Below are 17,934 nucleotides of genomic sequence, written 5' to 3'. Positions count from 1 at the left end.
GGCTCTTTTTTTTGTGCGGTCGCCGACCCGGCACTGCCGTCGCTTTTCGCCCTCCCCCGCAAGCGGGAGAGGGAGCCTGCCGCGCGGGAGAAAGAAGGGCACGCGCCCGCCACCTGCACACCGCAAAGCCCTCTCCCGCTTGCGGGGGAGGGTTGGGAGGGGGCACCGCGCGACAGATGCTACCAAGCAGCCGCTCAACTTAATGTGACCCGAGCGCCTCCGGCACCAACTGCCGCCCGGCCTCCGTCAGGGCCAGCCGCGTGCGCTGGGTGCGCAGATCGCGGGCTTCCAGCGTCACGAGGCCGAGGCCATCAGCGAGATCGGCCACGGTGCGCAGCACCAGCGCATGCGCCACACCGAACAGTTTCGCGAAACTGCGGGTGTCGGAGGCAAGCCCCCGGTGCAGCGCCGCCAGCACGCCGGCATCCAGCGGGGTCAGGTCCGGCGTGCGGGCGAGGATCCAGTCCACCTCGGCCAGAAAGGTCTCGGCCAGAAAGGCACCGGGATCGGGCTCACCGCCCGGCTCAGGCGTACTCATGCCGCCCTCGCCCGGAACGTCACCACCACCGATTTGGACAGCGGGGTGTCGCTGAGATCACCGGCCTTGCTGAAGGGCACCACGGCGTTCAGCTCCGGATAATAGCCCGCCACGCAGCCGCGCGGGATGTCATAGGCCACCAGCCGAAAATCCTCCGCGCTGCGGGCGCGGCCATCGGCGTCATCGCCCACCACATCCACATGCGCATTGGCGGCAAGGCCGAGGTCGGCGATGTCGGCCGGGTTCATGAACACCACGCGCCGCTCGCCATAGACGCCGCGATAGCGGTCATCGTGGCCATAGATGGTGGTGTTGTACTGGTCGTGGCTGCGGAAGGTCTGGAGCACATAGGTGCCCGGCGTATGCCGCGCCTGCTGGTGCTCCACCTCGGCCGGCAGCGGCGCGGCGGAAAATTCCGCCCGGCCGGACGCCGTGTTCCACTCCCGCTCGGCGGCGGCATTGCGCAGGCGGAAGCCGCGCGGCTTGCGCACCCGCACGTTGAAATCCTCGAAGCCGGGGATCACCCGCTCGATGCGATCCCGCACCAGGTCGTAATCATCCGCCATGGCCGCCCAGTCCACCTTGGCGGAGCCAACGGTGGCGGCAGCAATCCCGGCGATGATCTGCACTTCCGAGCGCAGATGCGGCGAGGCCGGGCGATTGATGCCGCCGGAGCCGTGCACCATGCTCATTGAGTCTTCCACGGTCACGATCTGCGGCCGGCGACGGGAATTGCGGTCGATCTCGGTACGGCCGAGGCACGGCAGCAGATAGGCCACCTCGCCCGGCGCCAGATGGCTGTGGTTCGGCTTGGTGGCGATCTGCACGGTGAGCCGGCAGCGCGACATGGCCGCATCCACCAGATCCGTGTCCGGCGTCGCCCGCACGAAATTGCCGCCGAGGCCGATGAAGGCTTTCGACTTGCCCTCCACCATGGCGTTGATGGCGTGCAGCACATTATGCCCCGGCGCGCGCGGCAGCGTGAGATCGAACTCCCGCTCAAGAGCGGCGATGAACCATTCCGGGGCATTCTCATTGATGCCCATGGTGCGGTCGCCCTGCACGTTGGAATGGCCGCGCACCGGGCACAGGCCCGCGCCCTCACGGCCCACATGGCCGCGCAGCAGCAGCAGGTTGGCGATCTCGCGCACGGTCGCCACCGAATGCTTGTGCTGGGTGACGCCCATGGCCCAGGTGGCGATCACCTTGTCAGCGCCCAGATAGACGTCCGCCAGCATCTCGATCTCGGCGCGCGGCAGGCCCGACTGATCCTCGATCTGCGCCCAGGAGGTGGCCTCCACCTCCGTCCGCCAGTCCCCAAGGCCGTTGGTATGGGTGGCGATGAAATCGAGATCCAGCAGGCTGTCCCGCCCCGCCGCGATCTCCGCCGCATCACGGGCGAAGATCAGCTTGGCGATGCCGCGGATCACCGCCATGTCGCCGCCGAGCTTGGGCTGCACATAGTGGCTGGCCACCGATGATGAGCCGCCGCGCAGCATCTCCACCTTGTCCTGCGGATCGGCGAAGCGCTCCAGCCCGCGCTCGCGCACCGGGTTCAGCACCACCACCCGTGCGCCGCGCTGCGCCGCCCGGCGCAGGTCGCCCAGCATGCGCGGATGATTGGTGCCGGGATTCTGGCCGATGACGAAGATGGCGTCCGCGTGCTCGAAATCCTCCAGCAGCACCGTGCCCTTGCCCACGCCCACGGACTGCATGAGCCCGACGCCGCTGGCCTCGTGGCACATGTTCGAGCAGTCGGGGAAATTGTTGGTGCCGAACATGCGCACGAACAGCTGGTAGAGGAAGGCGGCCTCATTGGATGCCCGGCCGGAGGTGTAGAACTCCGCCTCATTGGGATCGTTGAGCGCGTTCAATTCGGCGGCGATGCCGGCGAACGCCGCTTCCCACGCCACCGGCACATAGCGGTCGGTCGCCCGGTCATAGACCATGGGCTCGGTGAGGCGGCCGAGATTCTCCAGCGCGTAATCGCTCCAGCCGCGCAGTTCGCTCACCGTATGGGTGGCGAAGATGTCCGGGGTCGCCCGCCGGTCCGTGGCCTCCCAGGCCACGGCCTTCACGCCGTTCTCGCAGAATTCGAACGAGGAGCCGTGCTCAGGATCGCCCCAAGCGCAGCCGGGGCAGTCGAAACCGTCCGGCTGGTTGGCCTTCAGCAGGGTTTTGGCCCCCGTGATGGCGGCACCCGAGGCCAGAAGATGCTTGCCGCAACTGCGAAGAGCGCCCCAGCCACCAGCGGCATGCGACTTCTTAGACGGGGACGAATGATTGATAGACATATTCGATCATCGGTTCGGAATGCCGCCTGCGGCGACTTGTCCCTAGGCGTATGAATGAAACGCCCGTTTTTCAATATAAAAACGTTCCACATCACGAAAATTGGAATTGCAATGATGTGACGCAAGCGCTGACACGCCCTTATTCCCCTAGGTCGCGTTAATAGAAAATTTCTATCGATACATAGCTGACTTCAGCCATTTTGACGCAGCGAGACGCGTCCGGACCACCCGCCGCCCGCGAGCGCCATCAGCCCAGCAACCCCAATGGATACGGAACCGCCCGGCGTCTGCATGGTTGCGATGCAGCGAAAGCCATGGACAGCGGCACCTGCGCTCCCCATGTTCGCATGCCCCAAGGTCACATGGCCGGACCGGGGCCGCCGCGCAGACAAAGGGACCGCCCGACACATGACCATCGCCCCGGGCACCCGCGCCCTCCTGCTCATCAATCCCAACGCCCGCCGGGGCCGGCTGGAAGGCGACAAGGCACGCGGCCTCCTGCGCGCCGCCGGCCTCACGCTGCTGGAGCCCGCCACCAACGGCCAGACGCTGGATGCGGTGATCGAGGCCCATGCGTCACAGGTGGACTGCGTGATCGTGGGCGGCGGCGACGGCAGCCTCAACGGCGCGGCGCGCGGCCTCATATCCACCGGCCTGCCGCTGGGCGTGCTGCCGCTGGGCACGGCGAACGATTTCGCCCGCACCATGAAGATCCCCGCCGATCTGGCCGGCGCGGTCTCCCTGATCATGAAAGGCCGCACGGCGGGCGTGGACCTCGGCCTCGCCAATGAGTTTCCGTTCTTCAACGTGGCGAGCATCGGCTTCAGCGCCGATCTGGCGGCGGGCCTGAGCGCGGAGGCCAAGAAGCGCTTCGGCAAGCTGGGCTACGGCATCGTGGCCGCGCGGCTGCTCATGGGCTCGCGCCTGTTCACCGCCCATCTGGATCATGACGGCACCACGGAGGATTTCCGCACCTTCCAGGTCTCGGTGGGCAACGGGCGCTATTACGGCGGCGGCATGACCGTGCATCAGGACGCCACCGCCATGGACGGACTGCTGGATTTCTACAGCCTTGAGGTCTCGCACTGGTGGCGCCTGCTGCGGCTCCTGCCGGCGCTGCGCAAGGGCACGCACGGCGACTGGGACGAGGTGCGCGCCTTCTCCACCAAGGAACTGACCATCCGCACCCGCAAGACCCGGCCCGTCAATCTCGACGGCGAACTGAAGACGCAGACACCGGTGACGTTCCGCATACTGGAGAAGGCGGTGCAGGTGTATGCGCCGTGAGGGTTGAATGAGCGACGGATCATTGATTGGCAATCGTCTCTCGTCGTTCCCCGCCTTCCTCTCCTCGCCCCCCTTCTGCTCGCCCCCTCGCCCCCCTTTGAATCGTCATGCCCGGGCTTGACCCGGGCATCCACGTCGGGCCGACAGAGGACGGCGCAAAGCCCATACCTGAACCATCCGCTCGCCCCTCACCCAGCCGCCCGCCCGGAACAACCACGTGGATGCCCGGAAGTCGGCTTTTGCCGACTTCCGCCCCCTAAAGCCGAAGTCGGAAACATCCGACTTCGGGATCAAGTCCGGGCATGACGGTCTATTGCTGCATCGGCCGCGGGTTGAACGCCGGGAGACCGGCCAGGCACAACAAATGAGCCGCCACTCATCTCACCCTCACCCCGCCGCACACACCCGGTTCCGCCCCTCTTCCTTCGCCCGGTAGAGCGCGCCGTCCGCAGCCGTGATCAGTTCCACGGGCGCCTGCCCCGCCCCCGGCCGCAGGGTGGCGACCCCGAGGCTCACCGTCGTCATCGCCTCCTGCTCCCGCGCCAGAACCTCGATGGCCGCGCGGATGGTCTCGGCCAGCGCCAGCGCCGCAGGCAGATCGGTGTCCGGCAGGATGGTGGAGAATTCCTCGCCGCCATAACGCGCCGCCAGATCCGCCGGGCGATGCAGGCTGTCTGCCGCTGTCCGGGCGATGATCTTCAGCACCTCGTCGCCGCGCGCATGGCCGAAGCGGTCGTTCAGCAGCTTGAACTTGTCGGCGTCGATCATCAGCAGGGAGAGCGGCATCCCGCTGCGCTGCGCCCGCCGCCACTCCGCATCCAGATGCTCATCGAACCGCCGCCGGTTGGCGATGCCCGTGAGGCCATCCGTGTCGGAGAGGCGTTTCAGCTCCGCATCCACCTTGGCGCGCGCGATGATCTCCCGCCGCAGCAGCAGGCTGGCAGTGATGAGCGCCAGACATAGCAGCGCCGTGGAGCCCCCGGCCACGATCGCGCGCCGCCGCCAGTCGGCGAACAGGTCCGAAATGCCGAGGCCCACGGTGACGATCAGCGGAAAATCGGGGATGTGCTCGAAATGATAGTAGCGCGGCACGCCATCGAGCAGGGATTTGCCGATAAAAACCCCTCTCTCGGCCCGCGACATCTCGCGGAAGGTGGGCGCACCGGACACATCGGCCCCCATGTCGCCATCGTTCCGCAGGGAGGGGACACGGACCATCATGACGCCGTCGCGATGGATCAGGGAGACCACATCGCTGGCGTTCTTATCCAGCGACTGGAACAGGTCCGAGAGATAGGACAGGCGGACCGCGATGGCGACGACGCCGGCAAAGGCCCCGCTCTTGTCCGACAGGCGCGCGCTCATCACGAGGCTGGGCACCCCGTGGTCCAGCCGGCTGCGATAGGGCAGGCTCACGAACAGGCCGGCATCCGGCCGGTCGCGATGGACGATGAAGTATTCGCGGTCGCCGAAGACGGCGGGGCTGGCCGTGTCGTGGTTCGACTGCGCCAGTATCTGGCCCTGCGGATCGAGCACGTAGATGGAGGAGACATCGAGCGTGCCTTCCGCCGCGATGGCCAGCACCCGGTGCAGGCGATCGCGATCCGTGAAGACGTTCTCCATCTCCATGAAATGCCTCAGCCCCTTCAGCGTCACGCCGAAGACGTCGAGATGGCGCTGGATGTCGCGATTGACCAGCAGCAGCAGATTGTCGGCGGCGCGGCTGGCCTGCGCCCACGCATCCTGCCGGGCCTGCCAGAGGCTGAGCGCGATCAGGCCGGAGAACAGCGCCGAGACGAGACAGGCGACGACGACCACCAGCCGGGCTGACCTCGGAACCGGAGCAGCAGCCACCATCCCCCTCCCCCACCTCAGCCGCGTGAAACGGTCAAGACGGGCATGATAGCGGGGAATGCAAAAAGGCCCAGAGCGGACCGTGGATGGGGGACGGCACCGGGCCACACGCCGCATTCCGGGAACTTGGAGCGCTTCCGTGTTTCATGGAAACGCATAAGCGCTCCAACTCATTGATAGATAATGTCTTTCGGCTTGGATTGCGAAGCAATCAAAGCCGGACATGCTCTAGGATCACCTACGCCATGCCGTCATAGGCTGTGGCACGCGGAGCCGAAATCAGGCTTCGCCACGACATGTCCCTCGTCCTCATTCGAGGTGCGACTATGCCCGCGCTTCCAACACCATGTTGAATGGGCCAGCGGTCGCTTGTCTGACGCGTGAGAATCCACCGGCGCGCATGACCTCTGCCAGCTTGGCCTCTCCAGCCTGAGCCCCCAATCCTTCTCCCACCTCCTGATCCAGCGAGGTGGGCACGCAAATCATTGTCGAGGCGTTGTAGTAGAGCCTGCCCACGGGGTTCATATTCTCTTCGGGCCGATCACCCGCGATCGGCTCGACGACCATCCACGTTCCATCGCTTCTCAGGATTTGCCGCATGTGGCCTGCGCAGCCGCGCGGATCGCCCATGTCATGGAGACAGTCGAAGCTCGTCACGAGGTCGAAATCGCCTTCCGCGATGTCTTTGGCCGTCGTCGCATTAAATTCCACCCGGCCGCTCACCCCATGCGCCCTCGCATGAGCTTTTGCTTCTTCGATAGACGGCTCATGGAAATCGTAACCGACAAAGCGGGAATTAGGGTACGCATCGGCCATCAGAAGCGTCGAGAAGCCGACCCCACAGCCTACGTCTGCCACCTTTGCTCCTGCCTTCAACTTGTCCTCGACACCGTCGAGGGCAGGTAGCCAGTTCTGTACGATATTGTTGACATAACCCGGCCTGAAGAATGCTCCGGTGGCGCAGAACAGGCAGCCGGCGGTATCTCCCCAGCGCACGCCGGCTCCCGTCCGGAAAGAGTGCTCGACCTTCGGCTCGCCTTCGATCATCGCTGCGACCAGATCGAACGCCCCCTCCAGGTAGAAGGGACTGTCTTTCGAGACGAACACCATGGCCTGCTCGGGTGACAGGCTGAATGTTCCGGATGCACTCTCGAAATCGATGTAGCCGTTCGCCGCCTGAGCGAGTGCCCACTCCCGCACATAACGTTCGGCCAGCCCGCCAGCCAGATGCGCCAGATCGGCCGCAGTGACGGGTCCATGCTCGTGAAGTGCCTTAAAGAGACCGAGCCTCAATCCAAGTCGTACCGTTGGAACGCTATATGCTCCGCCAAGATCGCCGAGCATCTTTCCGACGAACGCATGCAGTTTGTCTTCATTGATTTGCATCGCACTCCCCCCTGAGCAAGACCACCAGACGGCGATCATTTAAGATGGGAATCTGCTTGCGAAGGACGCAGTGCACAAAACGCCATTTCCGAGAAGCACATGCACTGCTTCCAGCAAAGCACCAACGCGTCAAACTTACTTACAAAAATACCGAATACAGTAAATACTGTCAAGTGAGCGCCACGAACACTTTATAGACTGACTCACCATCTTCATTCATTTACAGCGCCAGCCCGCGCCATATTCGGACCTTGGCTCCTCCGCGGAAGGCGGACCTTCGGCTTCCAGCACTCCTTGTCGTTCAAGCCAAACGAGCGAATGACCCAAAACCGGACTTCCCGAATTTCACCTCCGGGTCAAATCCGGCAAAGCCGTCGACGGATTGGCAATGTCCGCCACTGGTCGGGAGGGCACTTAGGGCTTCCATATCTGCCCACGCCCATGGTCCAGCTCGCATCGATGCGGTTGTGGCTCCGAACTCATGAGTCCACGGCTTGGCCGGTGGCGTGCCACCCTTCCATCATCCAGCGCGTTCATGGGGTCACGGCCTAAAAACCCGCCCCTCCCCTCACACCGGCAGGGTGCCGTTCTCGGCCAGCACGGCGCCGGCCAGATAGAGCGAGCCGCAGATCAGCACGCGCGGCGGCGGCGTCACCGGATAGGTGGAGAGCGCGGAGAGCGCCGCCCCTACGCCCGTCGCGACCGAGGCGGAGAAACCGAGCGCGGTGGCGACCGTGGCAAGATCCGCGGGCGCCATGCCGGCATGCTCGGCCGGAACCGGCACGCAGACCACCTCGCGCGCGAGCCCGCCGAAGGGGGCCAGAAAACCCGCGCAGTCCTTGTTGGCGAGCATGCCGCAGATCAGCACCAGCGGGCGCGAATAGCGCTCCTCCAGTTCCGCCAGCGCATGGGCCAGCGCACGGCCGCCGGAGGCATTGTGGCCGCCGTCGAGCCACACTTCCACGTCGGCGGGCGCAAGCTCCACCAGCGCGCCGGTGGGCAGGCGCTGGAGACGGGCGGGCCATTCCGCGCCACGGATGCCCGCCTCGATGGCCGCCTGCGGCACACGCAGGGCCGGCACGGCGCGCAAGGTTGCCACCGCGAGGCCGGCATTGTCGATCTGGTGCGGACCCATGAGGCGCGGGCGCGGCAGGTCCAGCAGCCCGTCCTCGTCGGAATAGACGAGCCGCCCGGCCTCCGCTTGCACATGCCAGTGCTGGCCGCGCGCATAGAGCGGCGCCCGCCTGCGGGCGGCGGCGCGCTCGATGACGGCCAGCGCCGCATCGGGCTGCTCGCCCACGATCACCGGCACATGCGGCTTGATGATGCCGGCCTTCTCGCCGGCAATGGCTTCCACCGTCTCGCCCAGAAACTCCACATGATCGATGGAGATGGGCGTGATGACGCTGGCGATGGGCGCAGCCACCACATTGGTGGCGTCGAGCCGGCCGCCCAGCCCCACCTCCAGCAGCATCACGTCGGCGGGATGCTCGGAAAACAGCAGGAAGGCGGCCGCCGTCGTCACCTCGAAGAAGGTGATCTCGGCGTCGTCATTGGTGCGCAGAGTGCGCTCCAGCGCATCCATCAGCGCAGCGTCGGACACCAACTGCCCGGCGAGCCGGATGCGCTCGTTGAAGCGCACCAGATGGGGCGAGGTATAAGCGTGGACACGCTTTCCCCCCGCCTCCAGCGCCGCGCGCATGTAGGCCAGCGTCGAGCCCTTGCCGTTGGTGCCGGCGATATGAACCACCGGCGGCAGGCGCGCTTCGGGATTCCCCAAAGCGGCCAGCAGGCGCTCCATGCGCCCCAGCGACAGGTCGATGCGCTTGGGATGGAGCGCCGACAGGCGCTCCAGCAGGACGTCGAGCGGGCTCACCCCGGTGGTCTCCCCCACGGCCGCGCCCCCGCTCAGGCGGCGGGCGGCGGCGTGATGATGGCCTCGGCCGCGGCGGGCTTCGGCGCCTTCGGGCGCGGCAGGCGACCCTTGGGCGGCACGGCCGGCGCCTTCACCATGATGCGGCAGATGCGGGCGAGGGTCTCGCGCATCTGGTGGCGGTGCACCACCATGTCGATCATGCCGTGCTCGAACAGATATTCCGAGCGCTGGAAGCCGTCCGGCAGCTTCTCGCGGATGGTCTGCTCGATCACGCGCGGGCCGGCGAAGCCGATCAGCGCGCCCGGCTCGGCGATCTGGATGTCGCCCAGCATGGCGTAGGAGGCGGTGACGCCGCCCGTGGTCGGGTTGGTCAGCACCACGATATAGGGCTGGCCGACCTCACGCAGTTCCTGGATGGCCACCGTGGTGCGCGGCATCTGCATGAGGGAGAGGATGCCCTCCTGCATGCGCGCGCCGCCGGAGGCGGCATACATGATGAAGGGGGTCTTCTTCGCCGCCGCCGTCATCAGGCCGGTGACGATGGACTCGCCCGCCGCCATGCCGAGCGAGCCGCCCATGAAGCCGAAGTCCTGCACGGCCACCGTGACCGGCAGGCCTTCCAGCAGGCCGGTGGCGACCTTGACCGCATCCTGCGCGCCGGTCTTGGACCGGGCGTCCTTGAGGCGATCGATGTATTTGCGCTCGTCGCGGAATTTCAGCGGGTCGATGGCCACGTCCGGCAGCGCCACCTCTTCATAGGCGCCGTCGTCGAAAGTGGCCTTGAGCCGATCCACGGGCCCCATGCGCATGTGGTACCCCGATCCGGGGATCACATACAGATTGGCCTCGAGATCCTTGTGGAACACCATCTGCCCGGTCTCGGGGCACTTCACCCAGAGGTTTTCCGGCACTTCCCGGCGGTTGAGGAAGTTGCGGATCTTCGGTCGGACGACGTTGGAAATCCAGTTCAACAGACATCTCCAGCTTTTCGGGCACCATTTAATGCCCATCGATGGCGAACGGAAGGCCGAAGGCGCCCAGAGGGCGGTTTTACCGCTGATCGCGGGCGCGGCGGGGCGGTCCATCGGGCCGGGTTGGCAGCAACCGGCGTGCTTCAGGAGGATGCGGGAAGGGCATCAATGCCCCTCGAAACCATCCAGCACATCGGATGACAGCGGCCCGTCGAAGTCTTCGGGTACCTGCACTCTGCCCACCAGACGCCCAAGCACACGCCGGGACGGGGTCGCCGCAGTCAGCGGCACGAGCCGGACCACGGGGCGGCCTCGATCAGCCGTGAGAGATCATTCCCGACCGCGTCCATATCCATCGCGCGCATGGCAACCTCCGGTCGCAAGACCAGACTGAGCGACCAATTCGGGCGTGTCCATCCTTATCCATAGCGGCGCCCCCAGCGCCGTCACCCCACTACAGATGTACCTCAATACAAAAACAGTACATCTGCCCGCCCGTCATTCGCCCTCATGCATTGTTGTGCTAAAGGTCGCTCATCCGAATCCACAAGCGGAGGCCAGATGACCGAACTGATCGCAATGACGCTGCTCGCGATCGTGAGCGTGATCTTCAATGCGAAATGGATGCTCCCCGCGCTGGGCGACGGCAATTGGGGAGATCCGCTCGGAACCGTCATCGGCCCGTTATTTCTGTACCAGTTCTTTCACGTCATCTTCTATTTCGGCCTGCGGCGCCTGCTGCCGGGGCGACGGCCCACCAGCACCTACGCCACCTCGCGCATGAACTACCTCACCCTCGCGGTGATGCTGGTCATCGTCATCGGCAGCGCCGTGCAGAACACGGTCGGCGTGTACTGGTCCACCCCCCCCTGACACGGGAGACGCTTGAGATGCCCCTCGCCCTTCCGGCCGCCGCCGGCGATCTCGCCCTCGACCGCGACCAGCGCTACGTCGCGTACATGCCCTTCGGCTTCGTGTCCTTTCAGGACTGGCAGCTGGGCAATGGCGACCAGTTCGGCCTCTACTGGCCCATCGGCCGCGAAGGCGGCGCGCCCATCGTGGCCGAGACGTTTCATGATGACGGCTCGGTGATGCCGGGCTTCTCCGGCATCGATAGCTTCCTCGCCGCCACGCGCGATCTGGACGAGGCCGACCACCCCGGCTTTCCGACACTGGCGGACGATCCCCGTTCCCCGCTCGCCCTCTATGAGGAGGCCCGGCGCCTGCTGAAGGCGCAGCGGGTGGAGGACGCCATCCATCGTCTGGAGGCGGCCATCGCCGTGCTGCCGGAATACACCAGCGCGCTGGCTTTGCTGGCCTCGCAATATCTGCGCCTCGGCGGCATGGATGCGGCCTGCCGCATGGCGGTTCGCGCCACCATCAGCCCGCCGAGCTTCGGCTGCGAGGCCCATGTGTCGCGCATGAAGGCGTGGCTCGCCCAGCAGGAGCACGCACCGGAAGACCTGCGCGACGATCCTGTCTGGCTCCACCGCCGCGCGCTGGAGCCCTTGCCCAGCGGCGGCCAGAAGGAGAGCCCCGCCTATGGCGTGGCGCTGAAGGTCATCGCCGCCTATGAGGCGCGGGGCGAGATCGTGCCGGCACTCACGCTCATGCAGTCCTACGGGGAATATATGGGCTCGGAGACCAGCGCCTTCTGGGAGCGCAACGGCTTTTCGCCGACGGAGCATCGCGCCCGACAGGTGGAACTGTCCGCGCGCCTGCCGCATGGGCCGCGCGTGCTGGTGTAAATGCGGCCCCTGAGATCCCTGTTCAGGGCGGCCGCCACGGGTGTAGAGTCGCGCCATGACACAGAAGCCACCACCGGAAGCGCCGAAATCCGGCGCCTTTGTTCTCGGCCGAGCCCGGTTCGAGAAGATCAGCGCGGTGGAGGGCATCCGGACGGAACCGGCCACGCGCCGCCTCCTGGCCGATTTCGATCGCAACGGTGTCGGGGCGCAGCAACGGCGTGACGCGATCACATCGAAATTCACCCGGAGGGGCTGAGCCTTCCCGTGTACGACAGCCGCGTTACAGAAGACCGTCATCCCCGGACTTGATCCGGGGATCCACGTCGGGCCGACGGTGGACGGCATGAAGCTCAAGAACACGGCGACCGTTCGCAACGCGTCCACCGCCCGCCCGGCGGAGGGACGTGGATGCCCGGATCAAGTCCGGGCATGACGATCTATTGCTGCACAGATGTCGCTTGATAAAGTAGGCCGGTCGGAATGCTGATCGAGCCCTCAGCAGACAGCTGAAGGCTCGAAACCGTTCCCCTACTCCGCCGCCTGCCGCGTCACGCCGCGCACGGCTTCGGCCAGTTCCTGCACCAGAGTCTCGACAGCAACCACCGTATTCGCGGTCGCCTTGCCATCCTGATCCAGCGTCTTGCGCACCGCCTCAACAAGGGCCGAGCCCACCACCACCGCATCCGCGCCGGCAGCGATGGCGGCGGCCTGCGCCGGGGTGCGCACGCCGAAGCCAACGGCCACGGGAAGCGCGGTGTGCTGCTTGATGCGCGCCACCGCCGTGCCAACCGCATTGGCGTCGGGCGCCGCAGAGCCGGTGATGCCGGTGATGGAGACGTAATAGACAAAGCCCGCCGTGTGGGCGAGCACCGTCGGCAGGCGCTTTTCATCGGTGGTCGGGGTGGCGAGGCGGATGAAGTCCAGCCCCGCTTCCAGCGCCGGCAGGCACAGCTCGGCGTCTTCCTCCGGCGGCAGGTCGACGATGATCAGGCCGTCAACACCGGCCGCCTTGGCGTCGGTGATGAAGCGCGGCACGCCGTAGATGTAGATGGGGTTGAAATAGCCCATGAGGACGATGGGGGTGGCGTCATCGCCCTCGCGGAAGGCGCGCACCATCTCCAGCGTCTTGGCCAGGGTCTGGCCGGCGGCGAGCGCGCGCAGGCCACCCGCCTGGATGGCCGGGCCATCGGCCATGGGATCGGTGAAGGGCACGCCCAGCTCGATGATGTCAGCACCCGCGGCCGGCAGGCGGCGCAGGATCTCCAGCGACGTCTCGGTGTCGGGATCGCCCGCCGTGATGAAGGTCACGAGGCCGGGGCGGCCCTGGGCGGCGAGGTCGGTGAAGCGGGCACTGATGCGGGTGGTCATGACGATCCGGACATTCCTCCCCTCCATAATCGAGGGGATCGGCCGCGAGAGGCCGGACAAAGGTGACGGACGGCATGCGCCGCCGGTTTTCATGAGCGTGCGGCCGGTCCCCGGAAGGCGCCGGCCGCAGGCGGAAGGATCAGCTCGCCTTCAGGATGCCGCAGCGGGCCTGGGTGGCCGAGGTGGCGCCGAACAGGCGCACCTGGCCGATGCCGGTCACGCCCGGCACCGAGGCATAGAGCGTGGTGTCGGAAGACCCCACCACCTTGCCGTTGTCGAGGAACTGGCAGCCCACCTGGATCTGCGAGATCAGGGTATTGCCGATGTTCTTCACCCGCACGTTCACGAACGCGCCGGCAGGGTCCGTCTGCACCGCGTCCGCGGCGAGCTGGAGATTGGCCGGCGGCGGCGGAACCTGCGCCTGTGCGAGCGCGGGAGCCGCGCCGGGCAGAAGGCCGGCGACGAGGACGAGCAATCCGATACGCGTCATATCTGCCCCCCGAGATGCTCCGCCACGGCGAAGATGTCCTTGTCGCCACGGCCGGACAAATTGACCACCATGATGTGATCCCGCGGCTTGGTCGGCGCGATGTCCATCACCTTGGCGATGGCATGCGCGGATTCGAGCGCCGGGATGATGCCCTCAAGCTTGGAGCACAGCTGGAACGCCTCCAGCGCCTCCTTGTCGGTGCAGGGAATATACTTCACCCGGCCGATATCGTGCAGCCAGGAGTGCTCCGGGCCGATGCCGGGATAATCGAGGCCCGCCGAGATGGAATGCGCCTCGGTGATCTGGCCGTCGCCGTCCATCAGCAGATAGGTGCGGTTGCCATGGAGCACGCCGGGGCGGCCGCCATTGATGGAGGCCGCATGCGCGCCCGAGGCGATGCCGTGGCCGGCCGCTTCCACGCCATAGATCTCCACGCCCGGATCATCCAGGAACTCATGGAACAGGCCGATGGCATTGGAGCCGCCGCCCACCGCCGCGATCAGGCTGTCGGGGCCGCGTCCTTCCACTTCCTGCAGCTGGGCGCGGGTCTCGCGGCCGATGATGGACTGGAAGTCGCGCACCATGGAGGGGTACGGATGCGGGCCCGCCACCGTGCCGATGCAATAGAAGGTGTCGTGTACGTTCGTCACCCAGTCGCGCAGCGCCTCGTTCATGGCGTCCTTGAGCGTGCTGGAGCCGGACTTCACCGGGATCACCTTGGCGCCCAGCATCTCCATGCGGAACACGTTCGGCTTCTGCCGCTCCACATCCACCGCGCCCATATAGACCACGCAGTCGAGGCCGAAGCGGGCGCACAGCGTGGCCGTGGCGACGCCGTGCTGGCCGGCGCCGGTCTCGGCGATGATGCGCTGCTTGCCCATGCGGCGGGCGAGAAGGATCTGGCCCAGCACGTTGTTCACCTTGTGCGAGCCGGTGTGGTTCAGTTCCTCGCGCTTCAGATACACCTTGGCGCCGCCGAGATGCTCGGTGAGGCGCTCGGCATAATAGAGCGGCGAGGGGCGGCCCACGTAATGCACGAGGTCGCTGGCCATCTGTGCCTGGAAGGCGGGATCGGCCTTGGCTTCCTTATAGGCCGCCTCCAGCTGGAGGATGAGCGGCATCAGGGTCTCGGCCACGAAGCGCCCGCCATGAATGCCGAAGTGGCCGCCCTCGTCGGGGCCGGTGCGATAGGAATTGAGCGCTGTCACTGGACTTTTCCCTCTGCGACTTGCGCCGCTGCTGCCCGCGCCGCCTGGACGAAGGCAAAGATCTTTTCCGCCGACTTCCGGCCCGGTGCCGTCTCCACCCCGGAGGAGACATCCACGCCATCGACATGGGCCACCGAAAGGGCGAGCGGCAGGTTGCCGGCATCAAGCCCCCCGGAAAGCATGACGGGGCGGCCGGGGTCAAGGCCGGCCAGCAGGTTCCAGTCGAAAGGCCGGCCGTTGCCGCCGGGCAGCGTGTCGTCGGGCAGCGGCTTGGCGTCGAACAGAAGCCGGTCGGCCACCGCAGCGTAAGCGGGCACGGTCGCGAGGTCTTCCGCCCGCGCCACGGGCAACGCCTTCATCACCGGACGGCCGATGCAGGCGCGGATCTCGGCCACCCGCTCGGGCGACTCGGAGCCGTGCAATTGCACGATATCCGGCTGGAAGGCGGCGAGCGCCGCATCCAGCGTGGCGTCGTCCGGATTGACCAGCAGCAGCACCTTTTTCGCCCGCCCGCGCACTTGCGCCACGAGGGCGGGTGCATCGGCGAGGGCGACGTGGCGGGGGCTTTTCGGAAAGTGCACGAAGCCGACCAGATCGGCCCCGGCGTCGAGGGCTGCTTCCAGCGTGTCCGCCGTGCTCAGCCCGCAGATCTTCACCTCTATGCCCATCAACTCCGTCCGCCGCGCGCCTGCTTGAACCGGCGCGGCTGCGCCGGTTCCATCTCGCACACCGATCCCGTCAGGTCTCGATGTGGGTGAACTGACCCGACTTGCGGAAGCGCCAAAGATAGCTCCCGATCATCGACGCCATGGCGGTCGGCTGCACGCCGAGGCCCGCCAGCGTGCGGCCGTCCTTCTGCGCGGCATCCGACACCACATTGTCGGACTTCAGCAGCGTCACCTGATCCTTGGTGAGCGGCGCCATGGGCAGCCACTGGGTCAGGCCCGCGAACAGCGAGGCGAGGCCGAACGGCAGGTTGCACAGGCAACGCTTGGCACCGATCTCGCGCAGCACGGTCTGCATCAGCTCCTTGAAGCTGCGCACCTCGGGGCCGCCCAGCTCATAGGTGGCGCCGGGCTTGGCCTGGCCGCTCACCGCATGCTCCACCGCCTGGGCCACGTCGCCCACGAACACCGGCTGGAACTTGGTTTCGCCGCCGCCGATCAGCGGCAGGGCCGGGCTGAAGCGGGCCATGCCGGCGAACTTGTTGAAGAAGTCATCCTCCGGGCCGAACACCACGGACGAGCGCAGAATCACCGCGTCAGGCACGGCGGCGAGAACGGCCGCCTCCCCTTCCGCCTTGGTGCGGGCATAGATGGACGGGGCATCGAGGGCGGCGCCGATGGCCGACAGATGCACCACCTTGGCGCCGGCGGCGGCAGCGGCTTCAGCCACCGTGCGCCCGCCCGCGGCCTGCACCGCCTCGAAGGACTGGCGGCCGGAGGCCTTCAGGATGCCGACGAGGTTCACCACCACGGACGCACCCTCCACCGCCCGCTGGACGGAGGCGGGATAGCGCACGTTGGCCTGCATGATCTGGATCTGGCCCACATAGCCGAGCGGCTGGAGGAAGCCGGCGTTCTGCGGGCGGCGCACCGCGACTCGCACCCGGTAGCCACGCCGGGCCAGCGCCCGCACCACATGGCGCCCGACGAATCCCGAACCGCCGAATACAGTCACCAGCGTGTCCGTCATCGGCTGCTCTCTCAGCGCCACATCGCTCATCGCCCATCTCCCAACCGACTATCGGGGCACAACCCTGGCCGCACGCCATCGCGCCCGCGCGTTCTCTATATAAGACGTGCTGCACATACGCGATGGGAGCATGCTGCGTAAAGCGCCGCGGCGGGTTATGCCTGTCGCAAATCCGCCATGCCGGAGCCAAAGCCAGTTGACGCGGAGGCCTGCTAACCCTATAAGCCCGGCACTTCGCAGGCGGCCCCGGTCGCCCGCATCCGCAATCATTCCAGACGCGGTACCGCCAGCCCGAGCAGGGCCGATGGGCCTCGCAAACCCGAAGGATGGCCGATGGCCAATACGCCCTCCGCCAAGAAGGCGGCTCGCAAGATCGAGCGCCGCACCGAAGTGAACCGTTCGCGCCGCTCGCGCGTCCGCACCTACCTGCGCAAGCTGGAAGATGCGCTGACGGCCGGCGACAAGGACCAGGCCGAGGCCGCGTTCAAGGCTGCCGCTCCCGAGCTGATGCGCGCCGTGACCAAGGGCGTGCTGCACAAGAACACGGCTTCCCGCAAGGTTTCGCGCCTCGCCGCCCGGGTTCGCAAGCTCAGCGCCTGAGTTAGACAAGTCCCGCCGGTTTCCGGTGTGGCGAAAAGCCCGGCAGCAGCCGGGCTTTTTTATTGCCGTGCGCGGTCGCGCCGGCGACTCGGCAAACAGCCCCTGCGCTGCCTGCGACGCGACGTCAAGTCGTCGAAATGAAGTATCGGAAACACAGCCAAAAGCGTGATTTCTGACCGCTCAGGAAAAGCCGATCATCTTGAACGAGTTATCTCCCAAGCATGGCAGGGCTGCTTTCGGGGCAGGTCAAAAAGGTAATCGGGTGTTCCTGAACAAAGCTTCATACGATCTGCCGAAACCCTGCGCTCATCGCCGAATTCTCTTTGTCCCGCCAGAGGTTTGCCGGCTGATATAAAGCGCTACTTCAACGAAGCTGTTGCGACCCTTTCCCCCACTATCCCATTCCGACCCGAAAGGCGTTGCACCACCCCCGGCCCCTGTGTATGTTCAATCTCACCTCAGGGGCTGACCCGGGCTTTCACCAATAGACTGAAGGTTTTCAAAACTCCTCGCGAGTGGAGGGAGGGAATACTATGTGCTTCACAACCTATTCCCAACCGCAAATACTTCAGACCATGGGGAAGTCAACCGGGAGTAGGGATTACGTTGTTCTGGAATT

At 66.3% G+C, this 17,934-nt stretch carries 16 protein-coding genes; 5 read left to right on the top strand and 11 right to left on the bottom strand.

Annotated features, from left to right (window positions below):
- Positions 1-199: 199 nt before the first annotated feature.
- Positions 200-538 carry a MarR family winged helix-turn-helix transcriptional regulator gene (locus tag IEW24_RS03190; protein ID WP_188575340.1) on the bottom strand — a complete coding sequence of 113 codons (339 nt, stop codon included), beginning with the start codon at positions 536-538 and terminating at the stop codon, positions 200-202.
- Entirely contained in the window at positions 535-2,832 is a 2,298-nt protein-coding gene (locus IEW24_RS03185; protein WP_188575338.1) for an FdhF/YdeP family oxidoreductase, read from the bottom strand. Before IEW24_RS03185 ends, IEW24_RS03190 begins: the two co-directional genes overlap by 4 nt.
- 408 nt (positions 2,833-3,240) lie before the next feature.
- Here IEW24_RS03185 and IEW24_RS03180 point away from each other — a divergent pair, with 408 nt between their 5' ends.
- Positions 3,241-4,119: a lipid kinase gene (locus tag IEW24_RS03180; RefSeq protein ID WP_188575336.1), complete on the top strand. Its 879-nt coding sequence runs from the start codon at positions 3,241-3,243 to the stop codon at positions 4,117-4,119.
- Positions 4,120-4,506: 387 nt separating this feature from the next.
- On the opposite strand, the gene IEW24_RS03175 is transcribed toward IEW24_RS03180, so the two are convergent.
- The 4 genes from IEW24_RS03175 to accD all read right to left on the bottom strand — a co-directional run bounded on the left by IEW24_RS03175 (position 4,507) and on the right by accD (position 10,206).
- On the bottom strand, positions 4,507-5,976 hold the full coding sequence (locus IEW24_RS03175) for a GGDEF domain-containing protein (RefSeq protein ID WP_188575334.1): 1,470 nt from the start codon (positions 5,974-5,976) through the stop codon (positions 4,507-4,509).
- 321 nt (positions 5,977-6,297) lie between these two features.
- Positions 6,298-7,359, bottom strand: coding sequence for a class I SAM-dependent methyltransferase (locus IEW24_RS03170; protein WP_188575333.1), 1,062 nt, complete (start codon positions 7,357-7,359; stop codon positions 6,298-6,300).
- A gap of 568 nt (positions 7,360-7,927) precedes the next feature.
- Complete coding sequence (locus IEW24_RS03165; RefSeq protein ID WP_244644117.1) at positions 7,928-9,253, bottom strand: bifunctional folylpolyglutamate synthase/dihydrofolate synthase; 1,326 nt, start codon at positions 9,251-9,253, stop codon at positions 7,928-7,930.
- A gap of 14 nt (positions 9,254-9,267) precedes the next feature.
- Entirely contained in the window at positions 9,268-10,206 is a 939-nt protein-coding gene (gene accD / locus IEW24_RS03160) for an acetyl-CoA carboxylase, carboxyltransferase subunit beta (RefSeq protein ID WP_188575331.1), read from the bottom strand.
- 561 nt (positions 10,207-10,767) lie between these two features.
- Between accD and IEW24_RS03155 the strand changes: the two genes are divergently transcribed.
- The 3 genes from IEW24_RS03155 to IEW24_RS03145 are packed head-to-tail and all read left to right on the top strand — an operon-like array spanning position 10,768 to position 12,210.
- The gene (locus IEW24_RS03155; RefSeq protein WP_188575329.1) at positions 10,768-11,079 is read left to right on the top strand and encodes a hypothetical protein; all 312 of its coding nucleotides are present in this window, start codon (positions 10,768-10,770) and stop codon (positions 11,077-11,079) included.
- A 17-nt stretch (positions 11,080-11,096) separates the two neighbouring features.
- Positions 11,097-11,954, top strand: coding sequence for a tetratricopeptide repeat protein (locus IEW24_RS03150; protein WP_188575327.1), 858 nt, complete (start codon positions 11,097-11,099; stop codon positions 11,952-11,954).
- 55 nt (positions 11,955-12,009) lie between these two features.
- Positions 12,010-12,210 carry a hypothetical protein gene (locus tag IEW24_RS03145; RefSeq protein ID WP_188575325.1) on the top strand — a complete coding sequence of 67 codons (201 nt, stop codon included), beginning with the start codon at positions 12,010-12,012 and terminating at the stop codon, positions 12,208-12,210.
- A 272-nt stretch (positions 12,211-12,482) separates the two neighbouring features.
- Here IEW24_RS03145 and trpA read toward each other — a convergent pair whose 3' ends face one another.
- The 5 genes from trpA to IEW24_RS03120 form a co-directional block, all read right to left on the bottom strand.
- Positions 12,483-13,322, bottom strand: a complete 840-nt coding sequence (trpA, locus tag IEW24_RS03140; protein ID WP_188575323.1) for a tryptophan synthase subunit alpha — start codon at positions 13,320-13,322, stop codon at positions 12,483-12,485.
- A gap of 139 nt (positions 13,323-13,461) precedes the next feature.
- Positions 13,462-13,812, bottom strand: a complete 351-nt coding sequence (locus IEW24_RS03135) for a hypothetical protein (RefSeq protein ID WP_188575321.1) — start codon at positions 13,810-13,812, stop codon at positions 13,462-13,464.
- Complete coding sequence (trpB, locus tag IEW24_RS03130; protein WP_188575319.1) at positions 13,809-15,020, bottom strand: tryptophan synthase subunit beta; 1,212 nt, start codon at positions 15,018-15,020, stop codon at positions 13,809-13,811. Before trpB ends, IEW24_RS03135 begins: the two co-directional genes overlap by 4 nt.
- Positions 15,017-15,688: a phosphoribosylanthranilate isomerase gene (locus IEW24_RS03125; protein WP_188575317.1), complete on the bottom strand. Its 672-nt coding sequence runs from the start codon at positions 15,686-15,688 to the stop codon at positions 15,017-15,019. The genes trpB and IEW24_RS03125 overlap by 4 nt, the downstream gene beginning before the upstream one ends.
- Before the next feature lie 70 nt (positions 15,689-15,758).
- Entirely contained in the window at positions 15,759-16,745 is a 987-nt protein-coding gene (locus tag IEW24_RS03120; protein ID WP_188575315.1) for a complex I NDUFA9 subunit family protein, read from the bottom strand.
- Positions 16,746-17,048: 303 nt separating this feature from the next.
- On the opposite strand from IEW24_RS03120, the gene rpsT reads away from it, so the two are divergent.
- A complete protein-coding gene (rpsT, locus tag IEW24_RS03115) occupies positions 17,049-17,315 on the top strand; it encodes a 30S ribosomal protein S20 (protein ID WP_188575314.1) in 267 nt (88 codons plus the stop codon).
- Positions 17,316-17,934: the final 619 nt, after the last annotated feature.

This window comes from Azorhizobium oxalatiphilum (assembly GCF_014635325.1).
Classification (GTDB): Bacteria; Pseudomonadota; Alphaproteobacteria; order Rhizobiales; family Xanthobacteraceae; genus Azorhizobium; species Azorhizobium oxalatiphilum.
Note: the sequence above shows the minus strand (reverse complement) of the source record. Positions and strands in the feature narration are given on the sequence as shown.

Bases quoted from the DNA above. Each gene is read 5' to 3' on its own strand.
- IEW24_RS03190 (WP_188575340.1), bottom strand. From the start codon at position 538: ATGAGTACGCCTGAGCCGGGCGGTGAGCCCGATCCCGGTGCCTTTCTG.
- IEW24_RS03185 (WP_188575338.1), bottom strand. From the start codon at position 2,832: ATGTCTATCAATCATTCGTCCCCGTCTAAGAAGTCGCATGCCGCTGGT.
- IEW24_RS03180 (WP_188575336.1), top strand. From the start codon at position 3,241: ATGACCATCGCCCCGGGCACCCGCGCCCTCCTGCTCATCAATCCCAAC.
- IEW24_RS03175 (WP_188575334.1), bottom strand. From the start codon at position 5,976: ATGGTGGCTGCTGCTCCGGTTCCGAGGTCAGCCCGGCTGGTGGTCGTC.
- IEW24_RS03170 (WP_188575333.1), bottom strand. From the start codon at position 7,359: ATGCAAATCAATGAAGACAAACTGCATGCGTTCGTCGGAAAGATGCTC.
- IEW24_RS03155 (WP_188575329.1), top strand. From the start codon at position 10,768: ATGACCGAACTGATCGCAATGACGCTGCTCGCGATCGTGAGCGTGATC.
- IEW24_RS03150 (WP_188575327.1), top strand. From the start codon at position 11,097: ATGCCCCTCGCCCTTCCGGCCGCCGCCGGCGATCTCGCCCTCGACCGC.
- IEW24_RS03145 (WP_188575325.1), top strand. From the start codon at position 12,010: ATGACACAGAAGCCACCACCGGAAGCGCCGAAATCCGGCGCCTTTGTT.
- trpA (WP_188575323.1), bottom strand. From the start codon at position 13,322: ATGACCACCCGCATCAGTGCCCGCTTCACCGACCTCGCCGCCCAGGGC.
- IEW24_RS03135 (WP_188575321.1), bottom strand. From the start codon at position 13,812: ATGACGCGTATCGGATTGCTCGTCCTCGTCGCCGGCCTTCTGCCCGGC.
- IEW24_RS03125 (WP_188575317.1), bottom strand. From the start codon at position 15,688: ATGGGCATAGAGGTGAAGATCTGCGGGCTGAGCACGGCGGACACGCTG.
- IEW24_RS03120 (WP_188575315.1), bottom strand. From the start codon at position 16,745: ATGAGCGATGTGGCGCTGAGAGAGCAGCCGATGACGGACACGCTGGTG.
- rpsT (WP_188575314.1), top strand. From the start codon at position 17,049: ATGGCCAATACGCCCTCCGCCAAGAAGGCGGCTCGCAAGATCGAGCGC.